This window comes from Halosimplex pelagicum (assembly GCF_013415905.1).
GTDB lineage: Archaea > Halobacteriota > Halobacteria > Halobacteriales > Haloarculaceae > Halosimplex > Halosimplex pelagicum.
The window spans coordinates 4,134,762-4,160,669 of sequence record NZ_CP058909.1 but is presented as its reverse complement, the minus strand read 5'-3'; the positions used below and the strand labels follow the sequence as shown (position 1 = coordinate 4,160,669).

The following is a 25,908-nucleotide window of genomic DNA, read 5'->3' as shown; positions in this document are numbered from 1 at the left end:
TCTTGTCCACAATGGGATCGGAGGGACCTAATATCGATTATTCGTACACAATCTCTCGGTACGATTGATCGCTGGGTTCGGCCTCGACCCCGGTCGACGTGCGAAGGTCCGCCTCGGCGGGCGGATGGTTCACGAGAGGTGGTGAACGGCGGATTTCGAGCGACAGTGGCGCGGCTGGGACAGGGGCGGATCGAAATCGAACGGGCTCAGAACTCCCGCCAGTCGGTAGGCTTGCCGGCGAGACCGAGGACGCGGGCTTCGCGGCGGCCGTCTTCCTCGCGGATCTCGATCATGCCGTCGAAGGCCTGCTTGATGACCTGCAGCGTCTGGTCGTCGTGGGCCGAGGAGTCGATGGTGAAGAGTCCGAGGTAGCCGGCGGAGTCGAACCGCGAGGAGAGGACGTGGCAGAACTTGAAGACGGTCTTGCGGTCCGTGTAGGTGAGCATCGTCGACAGCGAGGTGAGCGCGAAGCGGCCGTTCTCGGCGCCGTTGTTGTGGAGGTACTCCAGACACTCGGTGATCCCGATCCCGATGCCGGTCAGGTCGCCGGGCGAGGAGACGTGGTAGGCGTAACTGCCCGACGCGGTGGCCTCGCCGCGGCGGCTACCGTCGCCGCGACAGTCGACGACGCTGACCCGCGACTCGTCGGCGTCGGGCGCGCGGTCGAGGAAGTCCTCGAGGACGTTCTCGGCGCGGTCGCCGGTCGTGACGACGAGCGACCCCTGGTCGCGCTCGGCGCCGTCGGCCAGCACCGACAGCGCCAGGTCCTCCTTGCCGCTCATGGCGGGGCCGGAGACGAGGATGTTCGACCCCGGTCGAACGTCCTCCAGCGCCTCGAAGTCGAGCACGTCGGTCAGGTCGTACATCGTCTCCGAATCACTACTCCTCGACATCGCTGAGCCCTCGCAGCGTTGCGATGAAGTCCTCGTCATCGTCGATACCACCCAGCGTATCCGACAGCCCCTCCTTCAGCTCGTCGACCCGTTCGCGGAGTTCGAGGTACTCCTCGTTGTCGGCGAGTTCGGCGCTGCTCTTGGTCGCTTCGAGCGTCGCCTGTTTCTCGACCAGCGAGTAGTACTCCTGCAGCATGTCGTCGTAGGTCGACCGCTCCAGCAGGTTCTCGACGGTGTCGTGGAGCTGCTGGCTCCGAATCGGCTTGCAGAGATACGCGTCGAACCCCATCTCGAGGATGTCGAAGTCCGGTTCGACCGCCGTCACCATGGCCACCCGGCAGTCGAGCCCACGCTCGCGGATCCGCTCTAACACCTCGTCGCCGGAGAGACCGGGCATCATCCGGTCGAGGAGGACCACGTCGACCTCGTCGTCGAGTTCGGCCAGCCCCTCGTCGCCGCTCCCGGCCATCCGGACCTCGTAGTCGTCGGCGAGCCAGAGGTTGTACGTCTCGGCGACGTCGGGCTCGTCCTCGACGATGAGCACGACTGGCGTTTCCGATCCTGACATCTGCTCTCTACGGCGTCGTTATCGTTCATCACACATAGCCCTGTGGGTCCGAGTCGGTCGCGTGATAGCAGGAGGCGACGGGATTTCCCCGCCTCGCCGACTCCCGTGACCGCCCGCTCGTCGGGGTCGGCCGCGGCGACCGCAGCGGCCGCGCGTCGGTCGCGACCCGGACCCCGCATCTCGCTTCGACCGGTCCGGTCGCGAACCGATACCCTCACCGCCCCGGCGCGACTACCGACGGCCGTGATCGAAAACGTCGCCCGTGGCCAGCAGGTCTTCACCAGCAACGCCTTCCTCGTCACTGGCGAGCGCACCGTCCTCGTCGACGCCGGCAGCGAGTTCGACGCCGCCGGAGAGGTCCGCGACCGCGACGCCGCCCTCGACGCCGTCGTCCTCACCCACACCCACCCCGATCACGTCGGCAACACCGCCGCGCTCGTCGACGCCTTCGACTGCGACGTGTGGGGATTCGACCCCGACCACGAACTCGTCGACCACGCTATCGCCGACGGCGACTCCGTCGAACTGGGCGACCACCGCTACGAGGCGCTGCACACCCCCGGCCACAAGGACGACCACCTCTGTCTCTACGCCGCCGGCGCGGAGGTCCTGTTCGCCGGCGACCTGGTGTTCGCCAACGGGAGTTTCGGCCGGACGGACCTCCCCGAGGGCGACCGCGAAGTCCTGATCGACAGCATCGAGTACCTCCGCGACACCGTGTCGCCGGAACTCGCCGAGATGCACACCGGCCACGGCCCCAGCGTCACCGACGACCCCTACGACCACATCGAGACCGCCCTCCGAGCCGCGAAGTTCTGAGCAGAGTCGAAGCTCGGCAAAAACAGGGGTGAAAAAGACCGGCGCTCCGCGACGGATGCTACCTACAGGTAGTGTAATTGCGGCGCGGTTGGCGCGTGCTGTCGAGCGTGCCCGCCTCGTGGCGGGCCGCTCGAAATAGTCACGCGAGGGATGAGCACCGCACGCCGTAGGCGCGCGGAGCGCAAGAGGTTGGGGAGGTTCGAGGCCGTCTGCGGTCGCTGTCGCGGTTGCGGTGCTGTGCCTGGCGGACTGAAAGGGTGAGGCGCGCTCGCGCCGGGCGTCGCCTGAGCGGGCGACTATCCGCGCGGGCCGTGCCGAGAGCGCGGATATCCCGCCTCAGCGACCGCGAGCGCGGTGAGGGCTTTCAACGCCTGCTGTCGAGTGCGGTCGAATCGACAGCTAGCGAGCGCGGCGAGGGCTTTCATCATCTGCTGTCTCCGTCGAGTGCGGTCGCTGTCGTTCGACTTCCTTCCACAACTCGTCCAACAGAATCAACCGAGACACTCACACATCGAACCGAACGTCGTCGAGGGCGACGGTTTCCCCTCCTCCCGAGCTACAGCACGCCCATCTCGTCCAGCCGCTCGGGCAGGTACGTGTCGGTCACGAAGTCCAGGCCGTAGGAAGCCAGACTCTGCTGTTCGGACTTCTTGCCGATGTCCAGCTGGAGTTCGATCTGCTCGGTCCAGTAGTCGGTCTGGAAGCGCGGGTCCTCCAGTTCGCTCTCCAGGGCGTTCACGTCGGAGTCGCTCAACGGATCCGTCGGCAGGTCGTACTCGACGATGTCCTCGGGCTGAACGCCGATGAACTGCGCCTCCGGCGTGGCGAGGTACTCCGAGAGGTGCGCGCTCTTGATGGAGCCGTAGGAGACCGAGCCGAAGATGCGGTACGACCACGGGTCGCCGTCGGTGAAGACCGTGACCGGGAGGTCGAGTTCGTCGTGCAGCCGCTTGGTCAGCCGGCGGGTCGCCCGCGCGGGCTGGCCGCCGAGGTGGACCACGAGGGCGTCGTGCTCGTCGTCGAAGCCGTTCTCGACGAGCCGGTCCCGCATGCCGCCGGTCTCCACGCAGAGGACGAACTCGGCGTCGTTGTCGAGGAATTCGATGGTGTCGGGGTTGTTCGGGATCTGGTAGCCGCCCTGGCCCACGTCGTCCTGGCAGTGGATCTCGCGGTCGCCGCGGTTGGTCTGCTCGCGGAGCAACAGCGGGCCCATCACCTTCGCGCCCGACTCCTCCGGGCGCATGTGGAAGTCCTCGCGTTTGACCTCCGAGACGATCTCCAGGTCCTCGATGAGGTTGTTCGACTCGTCCTGGGAGTTGAACTGCGCCTCGTCCACGTCCCACGACTCGCTGAGGTAGTAGAGTTCACGCAGGGTCGACGAGCGGTCCTGGTCGAGCTGGCGGGCCAGGAAGTCGATGGTGTAGGTGGCCTTCAGCAACTTCTCCGCGCCGGAGATGGTCTTGGCGGTGCGGGTGCTCTCGCGGTCGCCGTACACCCAGACGTTCTTGTCCTCGTCGTACTCGATGTTGGACTTGGTCCGGGTCGGAATCCGCATCTTCGGCACGTCGCCGCCCTCGAACTGCTCGTAGAACTCCTCGGCCAGGTCGATCAGCTGTTCTCTCGCGTCCGCGTCTGTGTCTGTGTCTGCGCTCATTGTTATGCGTCGATGGTGACCCGCTCGTCTTCGAGGCCGTCGACGGAGATGTCGAACTCCGCGTCGGCGCCCGCGTCGTACTCCAGGGTGGCCTCGTCGCCGGCCGACACCGACGTCGACCACTTGACGAACCACTCGCCGTCCATCTCGACGACGCTGGCGTCGCCGTTGGCCAGGACGGGTTCGCTCCCCGCGACGATGTCCGTTATCTCCACGTCCGCCGCCCGGTCGGAGTTGTTCTCGATCACCAGCCGGACGGTGTCGCCGTCGCGCTGGCGCTCGACGAGGACGTTGTTCATGATCCGCGCGAGCGTGTCGTCGATATCGAGGTCGTCGTTGTCGGTGACCGCCGAGAGCTTCTCGGCCATCTCCGGCAGGATCGTCGCCAGTTTGTCCTGTTTCTCGCGGCGCTGCTGCATCGAGCGCCGTTTCTTCAGGAAGGACTTCAGCTCGCGGGCGGCCTCGCGCATCGCGAGTTCGATCTCCGACTCCAGTTCGGGGACGTTCGCGACGGCGTCCTTGGATTCGCTGGTGAAGGGGACGTTCGTCGAGGCGACGTGGACCATGATGACGACCGGGCCGTTCGGGATGCCCGAGCCGCCCGGCTGGTCGAGGTTGTAGTTACGCCAGTTGATGTCCTTGACCACGTCCGTGGTCGCGCAGGCGCCGCGCTGGTAGACGAGCGGGACGCGGTTGGCGAAGCGCATCACCTCGGCTTTGCCCTCCGCTTCCACGTCGCCGCCGTAGGCCAGCCCGGCCTCGACGATGAACGGGTCGCCGCCGTGGACGGAGGCGTCCCGCGTCGACGCCGCGTAGAAGTCGGCGTCGTACTCCTTGCGCAGGCCCTCCTCGATGAGGTCGGACTCGATGGGCGAGAGACAGTCCGTGGGGGGCGCGATGATGTCCGTCTCGCGCATGGCGTCGAGCAGCTCGCTCGACGCGTCGCGGTCGCCGGCGATATCGTTCACGTTCGGCGGGTCGTCCGGCACCCCGCGAGCGCGCTCCCAGATGGCCTCGACGACGTTCTCGCGGGCCGTCTCGCCGAAGGTCGCGTCGTCGTACTCCTCGGTGGCGTCGGCCGCGCGGCGGACGAACTCGCGGACCTCGTCGCGGGTGAACCGATGGCGGTGGTCGTCGGCGTCGCCGAACTTCGGGGTGAGGCGGTCGGCGACCCCCTGGATCGTCGCGTCGTCCTTCTGGGTGGTCGTCACCTCGTCGACGACGGCGTACAGGTCCGAGCGGAGCTGCTCGTACTCCTCGGCGTCCTCGTCGACGCCGACGGCGTCGCTCGCGCCGACGACGGCGGCCCAGCCCGCCTCGCAGGCGTTCTCCCGTACCGTCGAGCCGAAGGTCACGCCGTGTTTGTCCTCGATATCGTCGGCCACGTCGTCGACGAGGTCGCACAGCTCGTGGTGGGCGACCCGGTCGTAGCCGTCGAGGGCGTCCGCGACGCGGTCGGCGAACTCGGCGGTCGCCTCGGCGCCCTTGTTGGCGACGGCGGCGTCGAGCGCACGGGCCACGTCCGCGGGCTCGTGGGATTCGGGCGGCGTCCACGACATCTCGCGACCGAAGTGCCGATCCCGGAAGTTGTCGATGACCGAGTCCGAGGTCTTCCCGCCGACGCGGGTGAACTCGTTCTGCAGAAAGCCCGACACCGAGTACGAATCGGTGGCGTCGAGCATCTTGATGAGCGTCCCGAGTTCGACCCCGTGAGGGTGGGGGCGGATCTCCTCGGTCTCGGCGGGGAGCTTGTCGGTCACCCGCTCGTATTTCATGTGCTCGTTGGGCTCGCGCAGCTCGATGCGAGCGTGGGGGTTGACGACCGCGGTGTCTTTGATGTAGTCGTGGAGCTGGTTGCGGGCGCGCATATTTGCTTCCATCTCCATCTCGATGCGCGTGCCGTGGGGCCGCTCCCAGGTGGTCGTCTCCTCGACGTCGATCTCGGGCTCGTTGGTGTCCGTGTCGATGATGAGCTCGAAGTACTCCGCGTCGACCCCGCCCTTGGTCCGGGAGGTGATCTTCGCGGGCTTGCCCGAGGTGAGCTGGGAGTACAGGACCGCGGCGGAGATCCCGATCCCCTGCTGACCGCGGGACTGCTCGCGGGCGTGGAACCGCGACCCGTAGAGCAGTTTCCCGAAGACCTTGGGGATCTGCTCTTTGGTGATCCCGGGGCCGTTGTCCTCGACGATGAGCCGGTAGTAGTCCCCGGCCTCCTGGATCTCGACGTAGATGTCGGGGGCGATGCCCGCCTCCTCGCAGGCGTCCAGCGCGTTGTCGACCGCCTCTTTCACGGCGGTCACGAGTCCCCGGGCCCCGCTGTCGAACCCGAGCATGTGCTTGTTCTTCTCGAAGAACTCGGCGATGGAGATCGACCGCTGGCTCTCTGCCAGCTCCTCGGCGATCCCCTCACCCTCGCCGAGTTGCGACTGATACGATGTCATCCGTGAAACCCCCTACTGTCGGACGGCTTAAAAGGCGTTCGCCGGCGGGGTGAAAGTGAAACCGGTGACCGCGGCCCTCGGGGGGCGAACTGACGGGCGGCCGATCGGACCGTCGCGATCTCACGGGCGAGCGGATCGCTACGCGGCGAGTCTCGCGCGAGCGCGCGTGCGAGAGCTTTAAGGGAGCCGGTGTACTACGGAGACACAGATTCTATGTCACGGGAGCCTGAGGAGTACGGCGCACAGCAGATCCAGGCCCTTGAGGGGCTGGAGGCCGTGCGCAAACGCCCGGCGATGTACATCGGGTCCACGGACGACAGGGGCTTGCACCATCTGGTCTACGAGGTCGTGGACAACTCTATCGACGAGGCGCTGGCCGGATACTGCGACACCATCTCGGTCACCATCCACGACGACGGGTCCGTCTCCGTCTCCGACGACGGCCGGGGGATCCCGGTCGACACCCACGAGAAGTACGACAAGCCCGCCGTCGAGGTGGTGATGACCATCCTCCACGCGGGCGGGAAGTTCGACAACAAGTCCTACCAGGTCTCGGGGGGACTGCACGGCGTCGGCGTCTCCGTCGTCAACGCTCTCTCCGAGCGCCTCGAAGTCGAGGTCAAGCGCGACGGCGCCGTCTACCGCGAATCCTTCGAGAAGGGCGCCCCGCAGGAGGGGCTCGAACGCGTCCGCGACATGGACGCCGACGAGGGGACGGGCACGACCGTCCGCTTCTGGCCCGACACGGGGATCTTCGAGGCCGACGAGTACGACTACTCCACCCTCGAATCGCGTCTGCGCGAGTTGGCCTTCCTCAACTCCGGCGTCGCGATCACGCTGACCGACGAGCGCGACGGGACGGAGGACACCTTCCGCTACGAGGGCGGCATCCGCGAGTTCGTCGAGTACCTCAACGAGACGAAAGAGCCGCTCCACGGCGAGGTCGTCTACTTCGAGGACGAAGAGCAGGACATTCACGTCGAGGTGGCGATGCAGGGCACCAGCGAACTGCAGGGCTCTATCCACGCTTTCGCGAACAACATCAACACGCGCGAGGGGGGCACCCACCTCACCGGCTTCAAGACTGCGCTGACCCGCATCGTCAACGACTACGCCGAGGAGAACAACCTACTGGGCGAGATCGACGGCACGCTCAAGGGCGACGACATCCGCGAGGGGCTGACCGCCGTCATCTCCGTCAAACACCCCGACCCGCAGTTCGAGGGCCAGACCAAGACGAAGCTCGGCAACAGCGAGGTTCGGGGCATCGTCGAGTCGGCCGTCCACGACGGGCTGGGGACCTACTTCGAGGAGAACCCCGACACCGCCGAGGTCATCGTCCAGAAGGCCGTCGAGGCCGCCAAGGCCCGCAAGGCCGCCAAGAAGGCCAAGGAGCTGACCCGCCGCAAGTCTGCGCTCGACTCGACGGCGCTGCCCGGGAAGCTCTCGGACTGCCAGACGCGGGAACCCGAGGACGCCGAGCTGTTCATCACGGAGGGCGACTCCGCCGGTGGATCGGCCAAGCAGGGACGCAACCCCGAGTTCCAGGCGATCCTCCCCATCCGCGGGAAGATCCTGAACGTCGAGAAGCACCGCCTGGACCGCATCCTCGAGAACAACGAGATCCGGGCGATGATCACCGCCATCGGCACGGGCATCGGCGACGAGTTCGACATCGACGAGGCCCGCTACGAGAAGATCGTCCTGATGACCGACGCCGACGTGGACGGCGCGCACATCCGGACGCTCCTGCTGACCTTCTTCTACCGGCACATGCGGCCGCTGCTGGAGGCCGGCTACGTCTACGCGGCCCAGCCGCCGCTGTATCGCGTCCGCTACAACGGCGAGACCTACGACGCGATGAGCGACGAGGAACGCGACCGCATCGTCGAGGAGAAGTGTAACGGCAACCCCACCCAGGTCCAGCGCTTCAAGGGCCTCGGCGAGATGAACCCCCAGCAGCTCTGGGACACGACGATGGACCCCGAACAGCGGATTTTGAAGCAGATCACCATCGAGGACGCCGCCGCGGCCGACAAGATGTTCTCCGTGCTCATGGGCGACGCCGTCGAACCGCGCAAACAGTTCATCAAGGACCACGCCCCCGAGGCGGAGTGGGTGGACATATGACCCGGCGCGACAGGCGCGATGCGGACGACACCGACCGACGAGAGGTGAGACGATGAGTTCAGACGTACCCGACAGCGACGTGACGCCGGCCGCGGAGGTCGACCGCGTCCGCGTCGAGAACGAGATGGAGCAGAGCTACATCGACTACGCGATGAGCGTCATCGCGGGCCGCGCCCTGCCGGACGTGCGCGACGGCCTCAAGCCCGTCCACCGGCGCATCCTCTACGCGATGCACGAGATGGGCGTGTCGAGCAACACCTCCCACCGGAAGTGTTCCTCGATCGTCGGCGAGACGATGGGTGACTACCACCCCCACGGCGACAGCCCCATCTACGACACGCTCGTCCGGATGGCTCAGGACTTCTCGATGCGCTACCCCCTGGTCGACGGCCAGGGCAACTTCGGCTCGATGGACGGCGACCCCGCCGCGGCCATGCGGTACACCGAGGCCCGGATGGCACCCATCGCCGAGGAGATGCTCGCGGACATCGAGAAGGACACCGTCGACTTCCAGTCCAACTACGACGACCGGCTGACCGAGCCGGAGGTCCTGCCCGCGAAGGTGCCGAACCTGCTGATCAACGGCTCGTCGGGCATCGCGGTCGGCATGTCGACGAACATCCCGCCGCACAACTTCGGCGAGGTCGTCGACGCCGTCGTCAAGCTCATCGACGAGCCCGACTGCGACGTGGACGACCTGGTCGACACCCGCGACAGCCGCGGCAACGGCACCGCCGGCCCGATCAAGGGGCCGGACTTCCCGACCGGCGGGACCATCGTCGGCCGCGAGGCCGTCTACTCCGCCTACGCGACGGGTCGCGGTCGAGTGACGGTCCGCGCGAAGTACGAACTCGAACGGGACGAGGGGCGGATCGTCCTGACGGAGATCCCCTTCCAGGAGAACAAGGCCCGGATGGTCGAGCGCATCGCCGAGGACGTCAACGAGGGGAAGATCGAGGGCGTCTCGGACCTGCGCGACGAGTCCGACCGCAACGGCGTCCGCGTCGTCGTCGAACTCAAGCGCGGGGCCAACATCGACGTGGTGGAGAACCAGCTGAAGAAACACCACTTCGAGTCGACCTTCGGCGTCATCAACCTCGCGCTGGTCGACGGCCAGCCCAAGGTGCTGACGCTCAAGGAAACCTTAGAGGAGTATCTCGCCCACCGGAAGGAGGTCGTTCGACGCCGCTCGCAGTACGAGCTCGCCGAGGCCGAGGACCGCGCGCACATCCTCGAAGGCCGGCTGAAGGCCCTGGACCAGGTCGACGCGGTCGTCGACCTCATCCGCAACTCCGAGGACCGCGACGCGGCCAAGGCCGCCCTGCAGGGCGAACTCGACCTCGAGGAACTGGACGCGGAGTTCGAACACCTCGACGCCCAGACGGCCTTCGACTTCTCGGGCGACCAGGCCGACCACATCGTCCGGATGCAGCTCGGCTCGCTCACCTCGATGGAGTCGGCGGAGATCGAGTCCGAGTACGAGGACCTGCAGGCCGAGATCGAGCGCCTGGAGACGATCCTCGACGACGAGAGCGAGCTCCTCGCGGTCATCAAGGAGGAGCTCCAGGCGATGAAGGCCGAGTACGACGACGAGCGCCGGACGAACTTCGTCGAGAGCGACGAGATCACCAACGAGGATCTGATCCCCGAGGAGGACGTGGTCGTCGTCATCACCGAGGACGACTACATCAAGCGGATGCCCGTCGACCGCTTCGACCCGCAGGGTCGCGGCGGCAAGGGCATCATCGGCGCCGACCCCAAGGAAGGGGATCGCGTCTCGAAGGTCTTCCGGGCCAACACCCACGACTACCTCCTTTCGTTCACCAATCAGGGGCAGGTCTACAAGCTCAAGACCTACGAGATCCCGGAGATGAGCCGGACGGCGCGCGGCAAATCCGCGGTCAACCTCATCGATCTGGACGACGGCGAGGAGATCACCGCCGTCGTCAACACGGACGACTTCGAGCCCGAGGAGTCCATCGCGATGGTCACCCGAAACGGCTACGTCAAGCGGACGAACGCCGAGGAGTTCGAGAACATCCTCTCGACGGGGATCATCGCCGCCGACCTCGAGGAGGGCGACGAGCTCGTCGACGTGGAGGTGACCGACCGGACGAAGGACCTGGTCATCGCCACCGAGCGGGGCATGACCATCCGCTTCGACGAGAGCGAGGCCCGCGAGATGGGGCGTAACGCCCGCGGCGTCGGCGGGATCGACCTCCAGGGCGACGACCGCGTCGCCGGGATGGTCGCCGCCGACAGCGAGGACGACCGGTGTCTGCTGACGGTCACCCGCAACGGCTACGGCAAGCGGACCCGCCTCTCGGAGTACCGTCGCCAGTCCCGCTACGGCAAGGGGCTCATCGACATCAAGACCGACGAGCGCAACGGCCCCGTCAGCACGGTCAAGGCCGTCGGCGCCGACGACCACCTGATGATCATGAGCGAGCGCGGCCAGATCATGCGCATCCGCGCCGGCGACGTGAGCGAGGTCGGCCGGAACACCAAGGGCGTCGTCGTCATGAAGCTTGAGGAGGGCGACCGCGTCGCCAGCGTCGACGTGGTGCCCGAGTCCGTCGACGGCGAGGCCGATCGAGCAGAGGCCTCGGACGACGGCGACGAAGAAGAAGACCAAGACGAGCAGTAGCGCCCTTCACGACCGCGATATCTTTTTCGCCGTTCTCGCCGTCGAGGTCGTCGCTCGCCCGTGAAAGGTCACAAGAACTTTGCCGGAGTCGGGCGGACCGGTCGGGACGACGGAACTCCCGCCGCCGACGCTGCGCGGGACGGACACGCCGACGGCGACGCCCGCGGAGACAGCCGTCCCGAACGGAACCGTCGCGAACGGCACCGCCAGTCCGAACGGCACCGTCGGCCCGAACGCCACGGTGGCGAACGGGACCGCGACGGTCACCGACGGCGCGTCCGACGGCCTCGGCTCCGGATTCGGCCTGACGGCAGTGATCGTCGCGGCCGTCCTGTTCGGCGCGCTCGCGCTTTCGCGTCGGGACTGAGCGGCGCGTCGGCGAGCGCGGCGGGGACCGCGCGACGCCGGGCCGCTCGGCCCCTCAGAGAATCCGTTTGCCGAGCGCGCTCGCGGCGAGTTCGACGGCGAGCTCCGCGGTCCTGTTGTGGTCGTCGAGGATGGGGTTGACTTCCACGATCTCCAGCGACGCCAGGGCCGAGCCGGCGGTCCGGGAGACCAGTTCCATCGCGGTGTGCCCCTCGCGGTAGGAGGCCCCGCCGCGGACCGGCGTGCCGACCCCGGGCGCCTCGGTCGGGTCGAGGAAGTCCATGTCGAGGCTGACGTGGACGCCGTCGGTGCCGTCCGTCGCCACCTCGACGGCCTCGCGGGTCACCTCGGGGAGCCCGCGCTGGTCGACGTCGGTCATCGAGAACGCCGTCACGTCGCTGTCCCGGAGCGCGTCGCGCTCCGCGTCGTCGAGGTCGCGGAGACCGACCACGGCGACGTTCTCGGGGTCGACCGTGGGGGCCGCCGCCCACTCGCTGTCGGCGAACGACCCGCGGCCGAGGATCGCGGCGATGGACATGCCGTGGACGTTACCGGAGGGCGTGGTGGCGGGCGTGTTGAAGTCGCCGTGGGCGTCGAACCAGACGACTCCGAGGTCGCGGTCGCGCGCGGCGCCGCCGACGGTGCCGATGGCGATGGAGTGGTCGCCGCCGAGGACGAGCGGGAAGCGGCCGTCGGCGACGGCGGCCGCGACCTCGTCGGCGAGGTCGCGACACACCCGCTCGGTCGCGGCGAGGTACTTCGCCCGGCCCTCCGGCGGGCGGCCGGCGTCCGGTTCGGTCCGTTCGGGGCTCGGGACGGCGACGTTGCCGCCGTCGTCGCAGTCGATCCCCAGCGATTCCAGTTCGTCGGCGAGCCCCGCGTAGCGGATGGCCGACGGCCCCATGTCGACGCCGCGCCTGTCCGCGCCCAGGTCCATCGGGACGCCGAAGACGCGTACTGGTCGGTCCATACGCTCGCAAGGAGGGCGACGGGCAAAACCGTCGGGGGCGGCCGACGGTATCACCGCCCGACCGCTTCCGGACCGCGGACGGTCCGACGGGTCAGTCGTACTGGCTGCAGACCCGTTCGACGCCTTCTTCGAAGGATATCTCGGGTTCCCAGCCGGTCGCCTCGCGCATCTTGGTGGCGTCGGCCATCGTGTCGTGGACGTACACGTCCTCGGGGATGGGATTGTCCTCGTAGACGGGTTCAACGTCGGTCCCCAGTGCCTCGTTGATGCGGTCGACGAGGTGGTCGAAACTGTACTGCTCGCCCGTACCGAGGTTGTAGACGCCCGTGAGTTCGTGGTCGGCGGCGAGTTCGAGGCCGCGGACGATGTCGTCGACGTGGGTGAAATCCCGGGTTTGCGAGCCGTCGCCCCAGATCTCGGGGTTGCGGCCGTTGGCGATGTCGTCGGCGAACTGCGCGATGAGGTTGGCGTACTCGCCCTTGTGTTCCTCCGCGCCGTCCTCCATGCCCTGATACACCGAGAAGAAGCGCATCCCGGCCATCGACATGTCGTAGTGGTTGGCGAAGTACTCGGCGTACTTCTCGCGGGCGAGTTTCGACGCCTCGTAGCCCGTGTTCACGGTGACGGGCATGTCCTCGGGCGACGGGTCCGTCCGGTCGCCGTAGATCGACGAGGTGGAGGCGTAGACGACGGTGTCACAGCCGTCCTGGCGCGCCTGGTCGACCGTGTTGACGAACCCTTCGACGTTGACCCTGGCGCCCCGCGTGGGGTCGTCCTCGTGCATCGCGTACGAGGACAGCGCCGCGATGTGGAAGACGATGTCCACGTCGGTCGGCAGGTCGTCGTCCAGCACCGACCCCTCGACGAACTCGACCGAGTCGTCGAGGTTGTCCGGCGTTCCCAGGTAACAGTCGTCGAGCGCGACGACGTCGTTGTCCGCCGCGAGGTGGTTCGCCAGGTTCGATCCGATGAATCCCGCACCGCCCGTCACCAGCACCCGCTTCCCGTGCATGGGTCGAACTGGTCGATCGAACACAATAAAGGGTACCCTTACCGTCGGACCGCGGACGAATTGCCCGTGTGAGGGACTGACTGTCGCGACTTCGCGGGCGATAGGCGGCGAATGTTGCCCGCCTGGCGGTCGGCCACCGCCGGGTTTAATAAAATCTATGACCAAAACCTCTGTATGTCATCAATCGAACTGACGCCCAGCCAGAAAAACATCCTGCAGGAGCTCGTCAATCTCTATCGGGAGTCCGAGAGCGCGGTCAAAGGGGAAGACATCGCCGAGAAGGTCGACCGGAACCCGGGCACGATCCGCAACCAGATGCAGAGTCTCAAGGCCCTCCAGCTGGTCGAAGGCGTCCCCGGTCCGAAGGGCGGCTACAAGCCGACGGCCACCGCCTACGACGCCCTCCAGATCCAGGACATGGATCAGGCGGCGGACGTACCGCTGGCTCACAACGGCTCGGACATCGAGGACGCCAACGTCGAGGAGATCGACCTCACTAGCGTCCACCACCCCGAGGAGTGTCGCGCCGAGATCAAGCTCCAGGGGTCGATCGCCGACTTCCACGAGGGCGACACCATCACCGTCGGCCCGACGCCGCTCTCGAAGCTCCAGATCATCGGATCGCTCGAGGGCAAAGACGACACGAACAACAAACTGATCCTCACGATCGACGACATGCGCGCGCCGGCCGGCGAACCCGAACACTGACCCGGTCGCGGCGGCGCCCCAGCACGGTCACGGCGCTATCGCGGCGCTCGTCCCCTTCGATCGCCCGTCGTTCTCCCGCGTTGACTCGATCCCGGCCGTCGTTCCTCGATATTCGTGATAGAAAGGGGTCGAACGGTCGGATCCTCGGGACCGATTCGTAGGCTTTGTATCACCCGGCTACAGAGTGGGCCGCATGAGCGACAACGTCGTCGTGCTCGGGTCCGGTTACGCGGGCGCGGGTGCGGTCAAGAGCCTCGAATCACATCTCGACGGTCGGGCCAACGTCACCTGGATCTCCGACGTGGACTACCACCTGGTCCTCCACGAGTCCCACCGCTGCATCCGGGACCCCAGCGTCCGCGAGAAGGTCACGATCCCCGTCGAGGAGGTCAAGTCGCCCTCGACGACCTTCCGCCAGGCCACCGTCGACGGCGTCGACACCGACGAGCGCGTCGTCGAACTCGAAGACGGGTCGGACGTGTCCTACGACTACCTGCTCGTGGGTATCGGCTCGCGCACCGCTTTCTTCGGCATCGACGGCCTGCGCGAGCACGCCCACACGCTCAAGAGCCTCGACGACGCCCTCTCGATCCACGACGCGGTCTCCGAGGCCGCCGCGGCCGCCACGCGTGACGACCCGGCGACGGTCGTCGTCGGCGGCGCCGGCCTCTCGGGCATCCAGACCGCCGGCGAGATCGCCGAGTACCGCGACGACTACGGCGCCAGCATCGACATCGAACTCGTCGAGGGGCTCGATCGGGTGCTCCCCAACAGCGACCCCGAACTGCAGGGCGCGCTCCGCAAGCGGCTGGAAGCCGCCGACGTGAACATCCACACCGGCGAGTTCATCGGCGAGGTCGACGGGGAGACCGTCTACATCGGCGACGACACCGAGATGGACTACGACGTGCTGATCTGGACCGGCGGCATCACCGGCCGCGAGGCCGTCGCCGACGCCAAGATCGACAAGGACGACCGCTCGAACCGCATCTTCTCCGAGATGACCTTCGAGACCGACGACGACCGCGTGTTCGCCATCGGCGACGCGGCCATCGTCGACCAGCCCGGCGACGACCCCGCGCCGCCGACCGCCCAGGCCGCCTGGCAGGCCGCCGAGGTCGCCGGCGAGAACCTCGCGCGGCGCGTCAAGGGCCAGCCGCTCACCGAGTGGACCTACGACGACAAGGGCACCGTCGTCTCCGTCGGCGAGGAGGCCGTCGCCCACGACGTGAAGTTCCTCCCCATCTCCACCTTCGGCGGCGTGCCCGCCGAGCTCCTCAAGAAGGGCATCGCCGCCCGCTGGATCGCCGACGTGTCCTCTATCGGCAACGCCCTCGACGCCTGGCCCGACATGTAGGCCACCGGGTCGCCCGCTCCCCCGCCCGTCCGCTCCCCGTCGTGTCATTTCTCGGGTGAACGAGGCCGTTAACCGTGGAGTCCTCGAAGTCGGAGGACGCGACGGCAATTACGCACTGTGTGTCCGAGCCTCGACCGTGGAGGGGCCGCTTGGACCGGTTCGCCGGTCGGTTTCGTGATTCTGTGTTCTCTTCGCGCGGCCGTCGCGCGGGGCACACCACAGAGTAACCACGCGTTCCTCACCAATCATGCCGATCACAACGTGTCCGGAGTGTTCACACTGGCTCGGAGAGCGGATAGGGAAGACGACCGCCGGCAGCGAAGTCGTCCAGCGCTTCGAATGCTGCGAGTGCGGGAACGAGTGGTCGAAGCCGCTCTGACCGAGTCTCGTTCGCGCGAACGAGGGGACCGTCGGCGTCCACCGGCCGACGACAACAGCAAAACGAATTTGTACCGACGGGGCCACCTCTCGACTCGATGTCACAGAACCCCCTGGCCAACCCCGCCGTCAGATACGGTATCGGCGCCTCCGGTGCGCTGGCGATCGCCGTCGTCGCGTACCTCTTCCTCGACGGGACGACACAGCTCGTCGCCTACGCGGTCGCCGTGCTCGACCTGCTCGTCACGCCGCAGATCCTGAAGCGAGCCGCGACCGCCTGACCGTCCGGACCGGCCCGAGCGTTTCAGCGGCTGATATTCGGGCCGATGCGCTTTTGCCGAGCTAATCCTCGGACTTGGTATGTCAACTGACGGAGCCGCGGGGACGGCCGCAGCCGACGGGGGGCTGCGGGGTAGACTCGGAACGGTCGTCCAGTACACGCCGAGCGGGGACACGATCCCCGACGAGACGTGGCGGGGCCGCCACCGAAACATCCTCGCGGTGGTGCTCGCGCACGTGCCGGTGCTGTTCCTGCTGGGGACCTTCGAGGGGACCGAGACGACGTTCTCGGGGGCGACGATCCCCTCGATCCCGCTGTCGACGGTCCTGATCGAACTGGGGGTGCTGGTCGGACTGGTCGCCGTGGCGAGCCTGTCGCGGCTCCCCCGGCGCGCGCGCACCGCGCTCGGCACGATCAGCCTGCTGACGGCGTCGATCATTCTCGTCCAGTTCTCCGGCGGCTTCATCGAGGCGCACTTCCACTTCTTCGTCGCGATGGCGGTGGTCGCGGTGTACGAGGACTGGTTCCCGTTCGCGCTCGGGATCGGGAAGGTGGTCCTCACCCACGGCGTCTTCGGGATGATCAACCCGAGCCGGGTGTACAACCACGAGGCCGCGATCGCGAACCCGTGGGCCTGGGGGCTGATCCACGGCGTGTTCGTCCTCGCGCTGGCGGCCGCGCTGATGTCACACTGGTACTCGACGGAGCGCTCCCGGGAGGAGGCGACCGAGCGCCTCCGCGAGGCCGAGGAGAAGACCCGGCAGGTCACAGATCTGGAGGAGCAACGGGCGGAGATCGAGGAGGCGAAGGCGGAGGCCGAGGCGGCCCAGGAGCGCGCCGAGGAGCGTCGCCGGGAGGTCCAGCGGTTGAACGACCACCTCGAAGCGAAGGCCGACGACTACAGCGCGACGATGTCGCGGGCCGCGGACGGGGCGCTGCACGCCCGGCTCGACGCCGAGAGCGAGAGCGAAGCGATGACGCGGATCGCCGAGGCGTTCAACGAGATGATCGGGGAGACGGAGTCGGCGATGGCGGAGATCCAGGGCTTCGCCGCCGAGGTCACCGAGGCGAGCGCGGAGGCCGACGACGGGGCCGAAGCCGCCGAGCGGGCCAGCGAGGCGGTGAACGAGTCGATCCGCGAGATCTCGACGGGCGCGACCGACCAGTCGGAGAAACTCGACGCCGTCTCCGGGGAGATGAGCGACCTCTCGGCGACGGTCGAGGAGGTGGCGGCCTCGGCGCGGACGGTCGCCGAGACCTCCCGGGAGACCGCCGATATCGCCGATTCGGGCGAGGAGACCGCCCAGACGGCGATCGAGAACACGCGGGAGAGTCGCGCGGCGATCGATTCGACGGCCGACCGCGTCGAGGCGCTCGACGAGCGGATGGCGGAGATCGGCGAGATCGTCGACCTCATCGGGGACGTGGCGGAGCAGACGAACATGCTCGCGCTGAACGCCAACATCGAGGCCGCGCGGGCGAGCGGCGGCGGTGCGGGCGGTGACGGGTTCGCCGTCGTCGCCGACGAGGTCAAACAGCTCGCCGAGGAGACGCGGGCGTCGGCGACGGAGATCGAGGGGTTGATCGATGAGACCCAGGAGCAGACGACCGCGACGGTCGAGGAGGCGCGACGTGCCGAGCGACACATGCGGGAGAGCGTCGACGTGGTCGAGGAGGTCCGCGACGCGTTCGGGCAGGTCGCCGAGAACGCCGAGGAGACCGACCGCGGCATCCGGGAGATCAGCGCGACGACGGACGACCAGGCCGCGAGCACCGAGGCCGCGGTCTCGACCGTCGAAGAGGTCGCGGAGATCAGCCGGTCGACCGCGGAAGAGAGCGAACGAGCGGCGGCGGCCGCCGGGGAGCAGGCGACCGCGATCTCGGAGGTCAGCGCGAACGTCGGGTCGCTGAGCGAGCGGGCCGAACGCCTGCAGTCGCTGCTGCGGAGCTTCGAGGTCGACGAAGCCGCGGCGGACCGGCCGGGCGGCGGGACGGCGGGCGCGCTCGCCATCGAGGACGGCGGTCGGCCCGAGTGACGCGGCGAGCGCCGAGCCCACCGCTCCGCTCGGACGGGCGCGCCGGAGCGGGTCTCGTGGCGGTCGGCCACCACGATTAAATCGGCTCCCGCTCCTAGACCGGCCATGAGAGAGGCGATCCCTTCGGCCTCCGTCCGGGGGCCGCGATGGTAGATCTGTTGTTCTCGACGGGGCGGATCCTCGCCGCGCTGTTCCTGGTGGCGCTCAACGGGTTCTTCGTCGCGTCGGAGTTCGCCTACGTCCGCGTCCGGTCGAGCGCGGTCGACCAGATGGTCGCAGAGGGGCGAGCGGGCGCGGAACTGCTCCGGAACGCGCTCGACAACCTCGACGACTACCTGGCGGTGACTCAACTCGGGATCACGCTCGCGTCGCTCTCGCTGGGCTGGATCGGCGAACCCGCCATCGCGGCGCTGATCGACCCGGTCCTGGGCACCGCGTTCCCCAACGCTCCCGTCCATCTCATCGCCGTCGGGATCGGGTTCTCGATCATCACGTTCCTGCACGTCGTCTTCGGGGAACTCGCGCCGAAGACCATTGCCATCGCGCGGGCCGAGCAGATCGCCCTGTTCGTCTCCCCGCCGATGAAGTTCTTCTACTACATCTTCGTCCCGGGGCTGGTCGTCCTCAACGGGACGGCGAACTACTTCACCCGACTGATCGGCATCCCGCCCGCGTCCGAGACCGAAGAGACCCTCTCCGAGGAGGAGATCCTGACGGTCCTTACGCGGTCGGGGACGAAGGGTCACGTCGACGCGTCGGAGGTGGAGATGATCGAGCGCGTGTTCGAACTCGACGACATCTCCGTCAGGGAGGTGATGGTCCCGCGGCCGGACGTGACGACGGTCCCCGCGGACGCCACGCTGGCCGACCTGCGCGAGACCGTCCTCGACGCCGGTCACACTCGGTACCCGGTACTCGACGCCGAGGACCCCGACCAGGTGGTCGGGTTCGTCGACGTGAAGGACGTACTGCGGGCCGAGGAGTCGATGACCGACGACGTGACCGCGGCGGATCTGGCCCGCGAGATGCCGCTGATCCCCGAGACCGGAGCGGTCGACGACCTGCTCGCCGAGTTCCAGACCGAACAGCGACAGATGGCCGCCGTCATCGACGAGTGGGGCTCCTTCGAGGGGCTCGCGACCGTCGAGGACGTGGTCGAACAGGTCGTCGGCGACCTGCGCGACGACTTCGACGTGGCCGACCGCGAACCGACGGTCGACGAGCGGCCCGACGGAACCTTCGCCATCGACGGCGGCGTCGTCCTCACCGAGGTCGAGGAGGCCCTCGACACCGAGTTCGAGACCGACGACGTGGGCACCGTCGGCGGGCTCGTCCTCGACAGACTCGGCCGCGCCCCGGAGGTCGGCGACGAGGCGACCGTCGACGGCTACCGGTTCACCGTCGAGGCCGTCGACGGCGCCCGGATCGACGAGGTGACGGCGCGCGCGGTCGAAAGCGGCGAGGAGACCGACGAGACCGACGGGGACTCCGACGCCGAGGCCCACGGCTCGGCGACGAGCGAAGACGCCGGAGAGTGATTACGGCACACTCGCCGTCGAAGGCGATGGTCGCCCCGAGCCGTCTCCCGGGCGGACCCGAACCGGACTCCGGGAGCGGTATTCGGTTCGCCCCGTCTCTACCGCAGCGACGTGTAGAATCGTTCAAATGTGTAGTTTTATAGGTGCAGCGGGCTGACCGGTTGCTGTAATCGAGTGCTCCCACCGGAGGCCCCGAATGAACGCCGAGTACGTTGTGATCAAGCTGTTGAACCGGATCTACGAACCGACGAAGCGAGCGGTCTCGATGGCGATTTCCCTCGCGTTTCTACCGGGGACCATCGTTCACGTTTCGTCGCATTGCCTCGCCGCCGCACTGTTCGGTCTCGACGTGGAGCGGTACGCGTGGTTCGGACTTCCGGGCGCGAACGTCTCGTTCGGTCGCCTGTTTCACGGGGACGTACAGATAGCCTTCGACGGCCGGCCGTGGAGGGCGCTCGCGGTGACGGTCGCACCGACGGTCACCGGCTTGACTATCGCACTCGCGACGCTCCGGTCGCTTCGTCGAGTACTGCCGCTCCCCACCATCGACACCGGAATGAGCGTCTTCACGGTCGCTGGGGCCTACGGCTCGTCGATCCTGAACCTCCCGCCGGTCGAAGGATCAGTCATGTTCGTCGGTCTGTGGATCGGTTGTTCAGTGGCCGTCAGGTCGCTGCCGGATCGAACCGACGGCATCCGACTGCTAGAGGTCGTTTGCTCCGAGGGAAACGGATTGATGGCGACGCGTCTCTGTGCCGACCTCCTGTTCGCCGTGAGCGTGATACTGGGTGTACGGTTCACACTGCAGGTCGCCGCCCTCGCCGTGTTGGTTTCGGGCGCCGAGTTCGCGATCTCGATGTGGCCGTACTATCTCGTAGGGCTCGCGTCCATCTGGTACTTCGAACGGGACCTCGTCGACGCCTGGAGAGACGACCGGCCCTTCCGGGACAGCACCCCCGCAACTCGTGTGCGACTTCGAGGCGCGAAGCGGTGCGCGACGTACGGTGTAGCGCCGACGGGAGACGAACTCGACCGAGCGGTCGACTGCCTCGACCACACCGACCAACAGATCCGTCGTCTGACCGCACAGTTCCTGCGAGCCGCCGCCGCGGACGAGCCGGAGCGACTCGCGGAGTACGCATCGCCGGTGTGCGAACGCGTGGTCGACGAGTGGGACCCTCTCACCGCGATCGCCCTCACACGGTACCTGGTCGAAGTGACTCCCCACGCCGACGCTAACCCCATAAAGGAAGCGGCGGTCGCGATGCTCGCGGACGATTCCGACGCGATCCAGAGTCTCTCGACGGAGCTCGTCGGACGCCTCTCCGAACGGAACGGCGACGCCCTTCGGACACACGTCTCCGATCTGGTCGAACGGCTGGAACGGGAGTCCGACCAGACGGCCCGAAAGAATCTCGCGGTCGCGATCCGCAACGTGGCACGTGATGCGCCGGACGCGGTTGCGCCGTACGAGTCACCGCTCCGGCAGTTCGCGGAATCGCGAGAGGGGGGCGATGCCCGGGCGCTCGACAGCGCGATCGAGGAACTGCAGACCGGCAAAGCCTGACCGTCTCACTCCCCCAGCCCGAGCCCGGGGTGCCAGCGGTCGACGCCCGCCGCGTCGGCGGCGGCGTCCATCTCTGCGAGGATCGAGACGGCCTCGCTCGCGACCTTCGAAGCCTTGCGCTCGCCCTCGGTGCGGAACTCGCCGGTGACGCGGTTGGCGTAGACGGTGCAGACCGCGCCGGCGCGCAGGCCGTAGAGGTTGGCGAGCGTCAGGATCGCCGCCGCCTCCATCTCGAAGTTGAGGACGTTCGCTTCCCGGAGGTTCTCGACGAGTTCGTCGGCGCCCGCCGCTTCGAACCCGCCGAACCCGGGGCGGCCCTGGCCGGCGTAGAAACTGTCCGTGCTGGCGGTGACCCCGACGTGGTAGTCGTAGCCCAGCCGCTCGGCCGCGGTGACGAGCGCGCCCACGACGCGGTCGTCGGCGCTGGCGGGGTAGTCCTCGCGGACGTACTCGTCGCTAGTGCCTTCCTGGCGGACAGCACCGGCGGTGATGACGAGGTCGCCCACGGCCGCTTCCTCGCGGATGGCGCCACAGGAGCCCACCCGGAGGAGCGTGTCGACGCCGACGCGGGCGAGTTCCTCGACGGCGATGGCGGCCGAGGGCGACCCGATCCCCGTCGAGGTGACGGAGATCGGGGTGTCGTCGTAGGTACCGGTGGCGGTGCGGTACTCGCGGTGTTCGGCGACGACCTCGTGGCTGTCCCAGCCGTCGGTGATCTTCTCGACGCGCTCGGGGTTGCCGGGCAGGAGGACGCTGTCGGCCACGTCGCCCGCCGAGACTTCGAGGTGGTACTGCTCGTCGTCGTTGGGGTCCTCGCTGGCGGGGGTTCCCGAGTCGTCGCCCCCTGCAGGGCTGTCCTCACTCATCGACGACCATCTCCCGGGAGATGGCTTCGGGCAGTAGCTCGCCGAGTTCGTACTCGACGGAGCCGTCGGAGCCCTCGCAGACGACGGCGAACGACTCCTCGCAGAACTCCGCGAGCGACTGGCGGCACATCCCGCAGGGGGTCACGCCGTCCTCGGCGGCCGAGGAGACCGCGAGCCGTTCGAACTCGCGGTGGCCGTCGCGGACGGCCGACCCGAGCGCCACCTCCTCGGCGTGGAGGCTGTTGCTGTAGTTTGCGTTCTCGATGTTGCAGCCCGTGTAGACGGTCCCATCGGCGGTCCGTAGCGCCGCGCCGACCGCGTACTCCGAGTAGGGCGCGTACGCGTTCGCGCGCGCCTCGCGAGCGCGGTCCAGTAGTTCGCTCATGGCCGTACCGAGCGGCGGACACCACTTAAGCCGTCGCCCCCGGAGCGGCTCCGAGCCCATCCGGACGACCCACGGGCGCCCGAGCGCAATCGACTTGTGGACGGAACGACACGTGTCGAGTGATGCGACGCTGGCTCCGCGCCTCGCTGGCCGCCTACGCCGCACTCCTGGTCGCACCGGCGGCGACACTCGCCCCGGCGCCGACGTGGCCGTCGTTCGCTGCGGGTGCGATTCTCGGCGGCGCGCTGGGGCTCGCGGCGACCGCGACGCTCGACGGCCCCGAGGCGGTGCTGACGCTCCCGCGGGTCCTCGCCGGGTTCGCGCTCCCGCTGGGGTGGCTCTGGCCGGCCTGGACCGGTGCTACGTCGATCCCTTCGTTCCTGTTCACGCCCTGGGCGACGGGCGCGCTGGCCGTCCTCGCCTGGGCGGCGGCCGTCCTCGTCGCCGCCGACTGGCGGACCCGCGAGCGGATCGACGGTCTGACCGAGCGGGTCGTCTTCGAGGCGCGCGACCCGCCGGGGACGCGCCGACAGACGCGGATCGCCGCCGGGGCCGTCCTAGGGGTTGCCGCCCTCGTCGCCGTCGTCTCGTTCGCGCTCGGTGAGAGAGCGCCGTCGATGTACTGGCTCTTCCCGGCGATGATCTCCGTCTGGGTCCCGCTGCTGGCCGACTCCGACGGGAGGGAAGTCGCGGTCGCCGGCAGCGGCCTGCGCGTCGACCGACAGATCCACGACTGGGGCACCGTCGGCGGGTACGAACTGACCGACGACGCGCTCACCCTGACGCGGCCGAAGTGGTACCACGCCGACCTCTCGTTCGACCGGGCGGACATCGACGACCTCGACGCCGTGACCGCGGCGCTGGACGAGGTGCTGTCCCGGCGCTGACTCCGCTTCCCGCGCGGCCCGCCGTCAGGCGTCGGTGACGGCGTCGCGCACGACGGTCGTCACCGCATCGACCAGCTCGGTCACGTCCTCGCTCTCGGCGTAGACGCGGACGTACGGTTCGGTCCCGCTCGGGCGGACGAGCGTCCACGAGCCGTCCGGGAGTTCCAGGCGCACGCCGTACTCGGTATCGACGCTCGCCTCGGGGAACTCGGCGGGGAGTCGCCGTTCGACCAGCGCCATCGCGCGCTCCTTGGCGTCGTCCGGACACTCGACGCTGACCTTCCGGTACGGTCGTTCGGTCACCGGGTCGCGGAGCACGGCGAGACCGGGGCCGGCGACGAGGCGGGCGAGCACCGCCGCGCTCGCGACGCCGTCGATCCAGCCGCCGAAGGCGGTGTGGACGTGTTTCCACGGTTCGGCGGCGAAGACGACCTCGGTGTCCTCGTCGCCGGCCTCGCGGGCGGCGGCGATCCCCTCGTGGAGCGCCCCCAGGCGCACGCGTTCGACCCGACCGCCGCCGGCGCGGACCCGCTCGTCGATGCGTGCGGAGGCGTTGGGCGTCGTGACGACGACGGGGTCCTCGGCGTCGCTCTCGACCGTGTAGTGCTCGGCCAGGACGGCGACGATCGTGTCCTCGTGGACGACCTCGCCGCTCGCGTCGACGACGACGATACGGTCGGCGTCGCCGTCGTGGCCGATCCCCAGATCGGCGTCGCCCTCCGCGAGGTACGAGCGCAGGTCCCGGAGGCTCTCGGGCGTGGGTTTGCTCTCGCGGCCGGGGAAGTGCCCGTCGACGTTGGCGTGGATCGCCGTCACGTCGGCGCCCAGGTCGCGGAGGACCTGCGGCGTCGCGAGGCTCGCCATCCCGTTGCCGCAGTCGACCGCGACGGAGAGGCCGTCCAGTGGTTCGCCGTGTTCGCGAGCGAACTCGGCCACTTCGTCACGGTACGCGCCGAGCACGTCGGCGCGCTCGCTCGACCCCCACTCGTCCCACGCGACGGGGTCGGGGTCGTCGGCGACGCGGCGCTCGATCCGCGCCTCGGCGTCGTCGCCGTACTCCACCCCGTCGGCGAACAGTTTGAGCCCGTTGTCCGTCGGCGGGTTGTGGCTGGCCGTGACCATCACGCCGCGGCTCCGCTGGGCGGCGTAGGCCAGCGCCGGCGTCGGCACCTGCCCGACCCTGGTCACGTCGGCGCCGGCGCTGAGGAGCCCGGCCTCGACGGCCGCCGCCAGCCCCTCGCCCGTGGTTCGCCCGTCGCGGCCGACGACGAACGAGTCGCCGTCCGCACCGGCGGCGCGCCCGACGGCCCGCGCCAGCGCTGGCGTCACCCGAGACTGCACGTCACCGCGGATGCCCGCGGTCCCGAAGAGTTCCATACCGACCCCACGGGAGGGCGCCCATTAACCGTAGTGGCACGCGGTCGCGGAGCCGAGCGCGGATACGCCGACGTGACGACCGCGGTGATTGCCGGCGGGCCGCGAGCGCGAGTGCCGCGGCTCGCCGTCGAGAAGCGAAGAGAGGGAGTGATGTTACTCGACGCCGTCGAAGTCCGGGTAGTCCTCGATGTCGACGCCGTCCTCGGTGACCTCGGCGATGTAGACGCCGTTGCCGGAGCCGGTGTCGCGCTCGGCGGCCGCGCGGACGCCGGCGACGGCGGCCGAGCGGGCCTCGTCCATGTCCATGCCGTCCTCGTAGCGGTCCTCGAGGGTACCGTAGGCGACGGTGAGTCCGGAGCCGGTGACGGTGTAGTCGTCCTCCATGACGCCGCCGGCGGGGTCGATGGAGTAGACGTGACTGCCCTCGTCGTCGATGCCGCCGAGGATGGGGTTGATGGCGAAGAAGGGGCCGCCGCGGGCGAAGTTGCCGGCGAGCGTCGAGAGCGCGGTCATGCTCATGTCCTCGCCCTTGCGGGCCTCGTAGAGGTCGACCTCCGCGCGCAGCGAGCGGATGAACGACTGGGCGCCGCCGACGCTCCCGACGAGCGTCAGCGCGGCCGTCGGGTGGATCTGCTCGACCTTCTGGACGCGCTTGTTCGAGACGAACCGGCCGCCGAGCGAGGCGCGCATGTCCGTCGCGACGACGACGCCGTCCTCGGCGGTGATGCCGATGGTCGTCGTCCCGGTCTCGGCGACCTTGCTCTGGTCGCCCTGCGGGGACTCGTCGGGGAACGAGCCGATCTCGGGCTCGGTGGGGTCGGGGATCCCAGCGCTCTGGCGCTGCAGATTTTGCGAGAACTCCGAGTCTGCGAATGGGTCGCGCATGGTAGTCGGGTATCAGTCCTGTGCTGATAAATCCACCTTTTCGATCCCCCGTCCGGCGGCGACGCGTCGCCGCAGTCGCTCGACCGCGGACGGTCCGAGACGGTCGCTCGACGGTCGGCGGTTCGACGAACGAATGGGCGGAGA

21 protein-coding genes are annotated in these 25,908 nt (G+C 68.4%); 11 read left to right on the top strand and 10 right to left on the bottom strand.

Annotated elements, in window-relative coordinates; translation table 11 throughout:
• Window positions 1-206 precede the first annotated feature (206 nt).
• Together HZS54_RS20730 and HZS54_RS20725 are read right to left on the bottom strand one after the other, a co-directional pair.
• Window positions 207-866 (bottom strand): RAD55 family ATPase, encoded by a 660-nt coding sequence (locus HZS54_RS20730; RefSeq protein WP_179923093.1) that lies wholly within the window; start codon window positions 864-866, stop codon window positions 207-209.
• Window positions 867-879: 13 nt separating this feature from the next.
• A complete protein-coding gene (locus HZS54_RS20725) occupies window positions 880-1,461 on the bottom strand; it encodes a HalX domain-containing protein (protein ID WP_179918987.1) in 582 nt (193 codons plus the stop codon).
• Window positions 1,462-1,704: 243 nt separating this feature from the next.
• Between HZS54_RS20725 and HZS54_RS20720 the strand changes: the two genes are divergently transcribed.
• Entirely contained in the window at window positions 1,705-2,280 is a 576-nt protein-coding gene (locus HZS54_RS20720; protein ID WP_179918985.1) for an MBL fold metallo-hydrolase, read from the top strand.
• A gap of 556 nt (window positions 2,281-2,836) precedes the next feature.
• On the opposite strand, the gene HZS54_RS20715 is transcribed toward HZS54_RS20720, so the two are convergent.
• Both HZS54_RS20715 and HZS54_RS20710 read right to left on the bottom strand, forming a co-directional pair.
• Window positions 2,837-3,934, bottom strand: a complete 1,098-nt coding sequence (locus HZS54_RS20715) for a DNA topoisomerase IV subunit A (RefSeq protein ID WP_179918984.1) — start codon at window positions 3,932-3,934, stop codon at window positions 2,837-2,839.
• A 2-nt stretch (window positions 3,935-3,936) separates the two neighbouring features.
• Window positions 3,937-6,375: a DNA topoisomerase VI subunit B gene (locus tag HZS54_RS20710; RefSeq protein WP_179918983.1), complete on the bottom strand. Its 2,439-nt coding sequence runs from the start codon at window positions 6,373-6,375 to the stop codon at window positions 3,937-3,939.
• Between the two features lie 213 nt (window positions 6,376-6,588).
• Between HZS54_RS20710 and gyrB the strand changes: the two genes are divergently transcribed.
• From gyrB to HZS54_RS20695, 3 genes are all read left to right on the top strand, one after another.
• Window positions 6,589-8,505: a DNA topoisomerase (ATP-hydrolyzing) subunit B gene (gyrB, locus tag HZS54_RS20705; protein WP_179918981.1), complete on the top strand. Its 1,917-nt coding sequence runs from the start codon at window positions 6,589-6,591 to the stop codon at window positions 8,503-8,505.
• 52 nt (window positions 8,506-8,557) lie between these two features.
• Window positions 8,558-11,152, top strand: coding sequence for a DNA gyrase subunit A (gene gyrA, locus HZS54_RS20700; protein WP_179918979.1), 2,595 nt, complete (start codon window positions 8,558-8,560; stop codon window positions 11,150-11,152).
• A gap of 79 nt (window positions 11,153-11,231) precedes the next feature.
• Entirely contained in the window at window positions 11,232-11,519 is a 288-nt protein-coding gene (locus HZS54_RS20695; RefSeq protein ID WP_179918977.1) for a hypothetical protein, read from the top strand.
• A 54-nt stretch (window positions 11,520-11,573) separates the two neighbouring features.
• Here the strand turns inward: HZS54_RS20695 and rocF are convergent, their stop codons facing one another.
• Complete coding sequence (gene rocF / locus HZS54_RS20690; protein ID WP_179918976.1) at window positions 11,574-12,488, bottom strand: arginase; 915 nt, start codon at window positions 12,486-12,488, stop codon at window positions 11,574-11,576.
• A 91-nt stretch (window positions 12,489-12,579) separates the two neighbouring features.
• Window positions 12,580-13,500: an NAD-dependent epimerase/dehydratase family protein gene (locus HZS54_RS20685; RefSeq protein ID WP_179918974.1), complete on the bottom strand. Its 921-nt coding sequence runs from the start codon at window positions 13,498-13,500 to the stop codon at window positions 12,580-12,582.
• A gap of 174 nt (window positions 13,501-13,674) precedes the next feature.
• Between HZS54_RS20685 and HZS54_RS20680 the strand changes: the two genes are divergently transcribed.
• The 6 genes from HZS54_RS20680 (at window position 13,675) to HZS54_RS20655 (ending at window position 21,364) form a co-directional block, all read left to right on the top strand.
• Window positions 13,675-14,208 carry an HTH domain-containing protein gene (locus tag HZS54_RS20680; protein WP_179918973.1) on the top strand — a complete coding sequence of 178 codons (534 nt, stop codon included), beginning with the start codon at window positions 13,675-13,677 and terminating at the stop codon, window positions 14,206-14,208.
• Between the two features lie 193 nt (window positions 14,209-14,401).
• Window positions 14,402-15,565, top strand: coding sequence for an NAD(P)/FAD-dependent oxidoreductase (locus HZS54_RS20675; RefSeq protein WP_179918972.1), 1,164 nt, complete (start codon window positions 14,402-14,404; stop codon window positions 15,563-15,565).
• A gap of 476 nt (window positions 15,566-16,041) precedes the next feature.
• On the top strand, window positions 16,042-16,224 hold the full coding sequence (locus tag HZS54_RS20670) for a hypothetical protein (protein ID WP_179918971.1): 183 nt from the start codon (window positions 16,042-16,044) through the stop codon (window positions 16,222-16,224).
• A gap of 79 nt (window positions 16,225-16,303) precedes the next feature.
• Window positions 16,304-18,259 (top strand): methyl-accepting chemotaxis protein, encoded by a 1,956-nt coding sequence (locus HZS54_RS20665; RefSeq protein WP_179918970.1) that lies wholly within the window; start codon window positions 16,304-16,306, stop codon window positions 18,257-18,259.
• Between the two features lie 146 nt (window positions 18,260-18,405).
• Entirely contained in the window at window positions 18,406-19,797 is a 1,392-nt protein-coding gene (locus tag HZS54_RS20660; RefSeq protein WP_179918968.1) for a hemolysin family protein, read from the top strand.
• A 196-nt stretch (window positions 19,798-19,993) separates the two neighbouring features.
• A complete protein-coding gene (locus tag HZS54_RS20655) occupies window positions 19,994-21,364 on the top strand; it encodes a hypothetical protein (protein WP_179918967.1) in 1,371 nt (456 codons plus the stop codon).
• Window positions 21,365-21,369: 5 nt separating this feature from the next.
• Here HZS54_RS20655 and HZS54_RS20650 read toward each other — a convergent pair whose 3' ends face one another.
• Together HZS54_RS20650 and cdd are read right to left on the bottom strand one after the other, a co-directional pair.
• Window positions 21,370-22,230: a nucleoside phosphorylase gene (locus tag HZS54_RS20650; RefSeq protein WP_179918965.1), complete on the bottom strand. Its 861-nt coding sequence runs from the start codon at window positions 22,228-22,230 to the stop codon at window positions 21,370-21,372.
• Window positions 22,223-22,615, bottom strand: a complete 393-nt coding sequence (cdd, locus tag HZS54_RS20645; RefSeq protein ID WP_179918964.1) for a cytidine deaminase — start codon at window positions 22,613-22,615, stop codon at window positions 22,223-22,225. The genes HZS54_RS20650 and cdd overlap by 8 nt, the downstream gene beginning before the upstream one ends.
• Before the next feature lie 122 nt (window positions 22,616-22,737).
• Between cdd and HZS54_RS20640 the strand changes: the two genes are divergently transcribed.
• On the top strand, window positions 22,738-23,502 hold the full coding sequence (locus HZS54_RS20640; protein ID WP_179918962.1) for a DUF5673 domain-containing protein: 765 nt from the start codon (window positions 22,738-22,740) through the stop codon (window positions 23,500-23,502).
• 24 nt (window positions 23,503-23,526) lie between these two features.
• On the opposite strand, the gene HZS54_RS20635 is transcribed toward HZS54_RS20640, so the two are convergent.
• Together HZS54_RS20635 and psmB are read right to left on the bottom strand one after the other, a co-directional pair.
• Window positions 23,527-24,879, bottom strand: a complete 1,353-nt coding sequence (locus HZS54_RS20635) for a phosphohexomutase domain-containing protein (protein ID WP_179918961.1) — start codon at window positions 24,877-24,879, stop codon at window positions 23,527-23,529.
• Between the two features lie 153 nt (window positions 24,880-25,032).
• Window positions 25,033-25,764 carry an archaeal proteasome endopeptidase complex subunit beta gene (gene psmB / locus HZS54_RS20630; protein WP_179918960.1) on the bottom strand — a complete coding sequence of 244 codons (732 nt, stop codon included), beginning with the start codon at window positions 25,762-25,764 and terminating at the stop codon, window positions 25,033-25,035.
• Between the last annotated feature and the right edge of the window lie 144 nt (window positions 25,765-25,908).

Bases quoted from the DNA above. Each gene is read 5' to 3' on its own strand.
- HZS54_RS20730 (WP_179923093.1), bottom strand. From the start codon at position 866: ATGTACGACCTGACCGACGTGCTCGACTTCGAGGCGCTGGAGGACGTT.
- HZS54_RS20680 (WP_179918973.1), top strand. From the start codon at position 13,675: ATGTCATCAATCGAACTGACGCCCAGCCAGAAAAACATCCTGCAGGAG.
- rocF (WP_179918976.1), bottom strand. From the start codon at position 12,488: ATGGACCGACCAGTACGCGTCTTCGGCGTCCCGATGGACCTGGGCGCG.
- HZS54_RS20710 (WP_179918983.1), bottom strand. From the start codon at position 6,375: ATGACATCGTATCAGTCGCAACTCGGCGAGGGTGAGGGGATCGCCGAG.
- HZS54_RS20675 (WP_179918972.1), top strand. From the start codon at position 14,402: ATGAGCGACAACGTCGTCGTGCTCGGGTCCGGTTACGCGGGCGCGGGT.
- HZS54_RS20670 (WP_179918971.1), top strand. From the start codon at position 16,042: ATGTCACAGAACCCCCTGGCCAACCCCGCCGTCAGATACGGTATCGGC.
- HZS54_RS20655 (WP_179918967.1), top strand. From the start codon at position 19,994: ATGAACGCCGAGTACGTTGTGATCAAGCTGTTGAACCGGATCTACGAA.
- gyrB (WP_179918981.1), top strand. From the start codon at position 6,589: ATGTCACGGGAGCCTGAGGAGTACGGCGCACAGCAGATCCAGGCCCTT.
- cdd (WP_179918964.1), bottom strand. From the start codon at position 22,615: ATGAGCGAACTACTGGACCGCGCTCGCGAGGCGCGCGCGAACGCGTAC.
- HZS54_RS20640 (WP_179918962.1), top strand. From the start codon at position 22,738: ATGCGACGCTGGCTCCGCGCCTCGCTGGCCGCCTACGCCGCACTCCTG.
- HZS54_RS20635 (WP_179918961.1), bottom strand. From the start codon at position 24,879: ATGGAACTCTTCGGGACCGCGGGCATCCGCGGTGACGTGCAGTCTCGG.
- HZS54_RS20725 (WP_179918987.1), bottom strand. From the start codon at position 1,461: ATGTCAGGATCGGAAACGCCAGTCGTGCTCATCGTCGAGGACGAGCCC.
- HZS54_RS20715 (WP_179918984.1), bottom strand. From the start codon at position 3,934: ATGAGCGCAGACACAGACACAGACGCGGACGCGAGAGAACAGCTGATC.
- HZS54_RS20665 (WP_179918970.1), top strand. From the start codon at position 16,304: ATGTCAACTGACGGAGCCGCGGGGACGGCCGCAGCCGACGGGGGGCTG.
- gyrA (WP_179918979.1), top strand. From the start codon at position 8,558: ATGAGTTCAGACGTACCCGACAGCGACGTGACGCCGGCCGCGGAGGTC.
- HZS54_RS20650 (WP_179918965.1), bottom strand. From the start codon at position 22,230: ATGAGTGAGGACAGCCCTGCAGGGGGCGACGACTCGGGAACCCCCGCC.
- HZS54_RS20685 (WP_179918974.1), bottom strand. From the start codon at position 13,500: ATGCACGGGAAGCGGGTGCTGGTGACGGGCGGTGCGGGATTCATCGGA.
- psmB (WP_179918960.1), bottom strand. From the start codon at position 25,764: ATGCGCGACCCATTCGCAGACTCGGAGTTCTCGCAAAATCTGCAGCGC.
- HZS54_RS20660 (WP_179918968.1), top strand. From the start codon at position 18,406: ATGGTAGATCTGTTGTTCTCGACGGGGCGGATCCTCGCCGCGCTGTTC.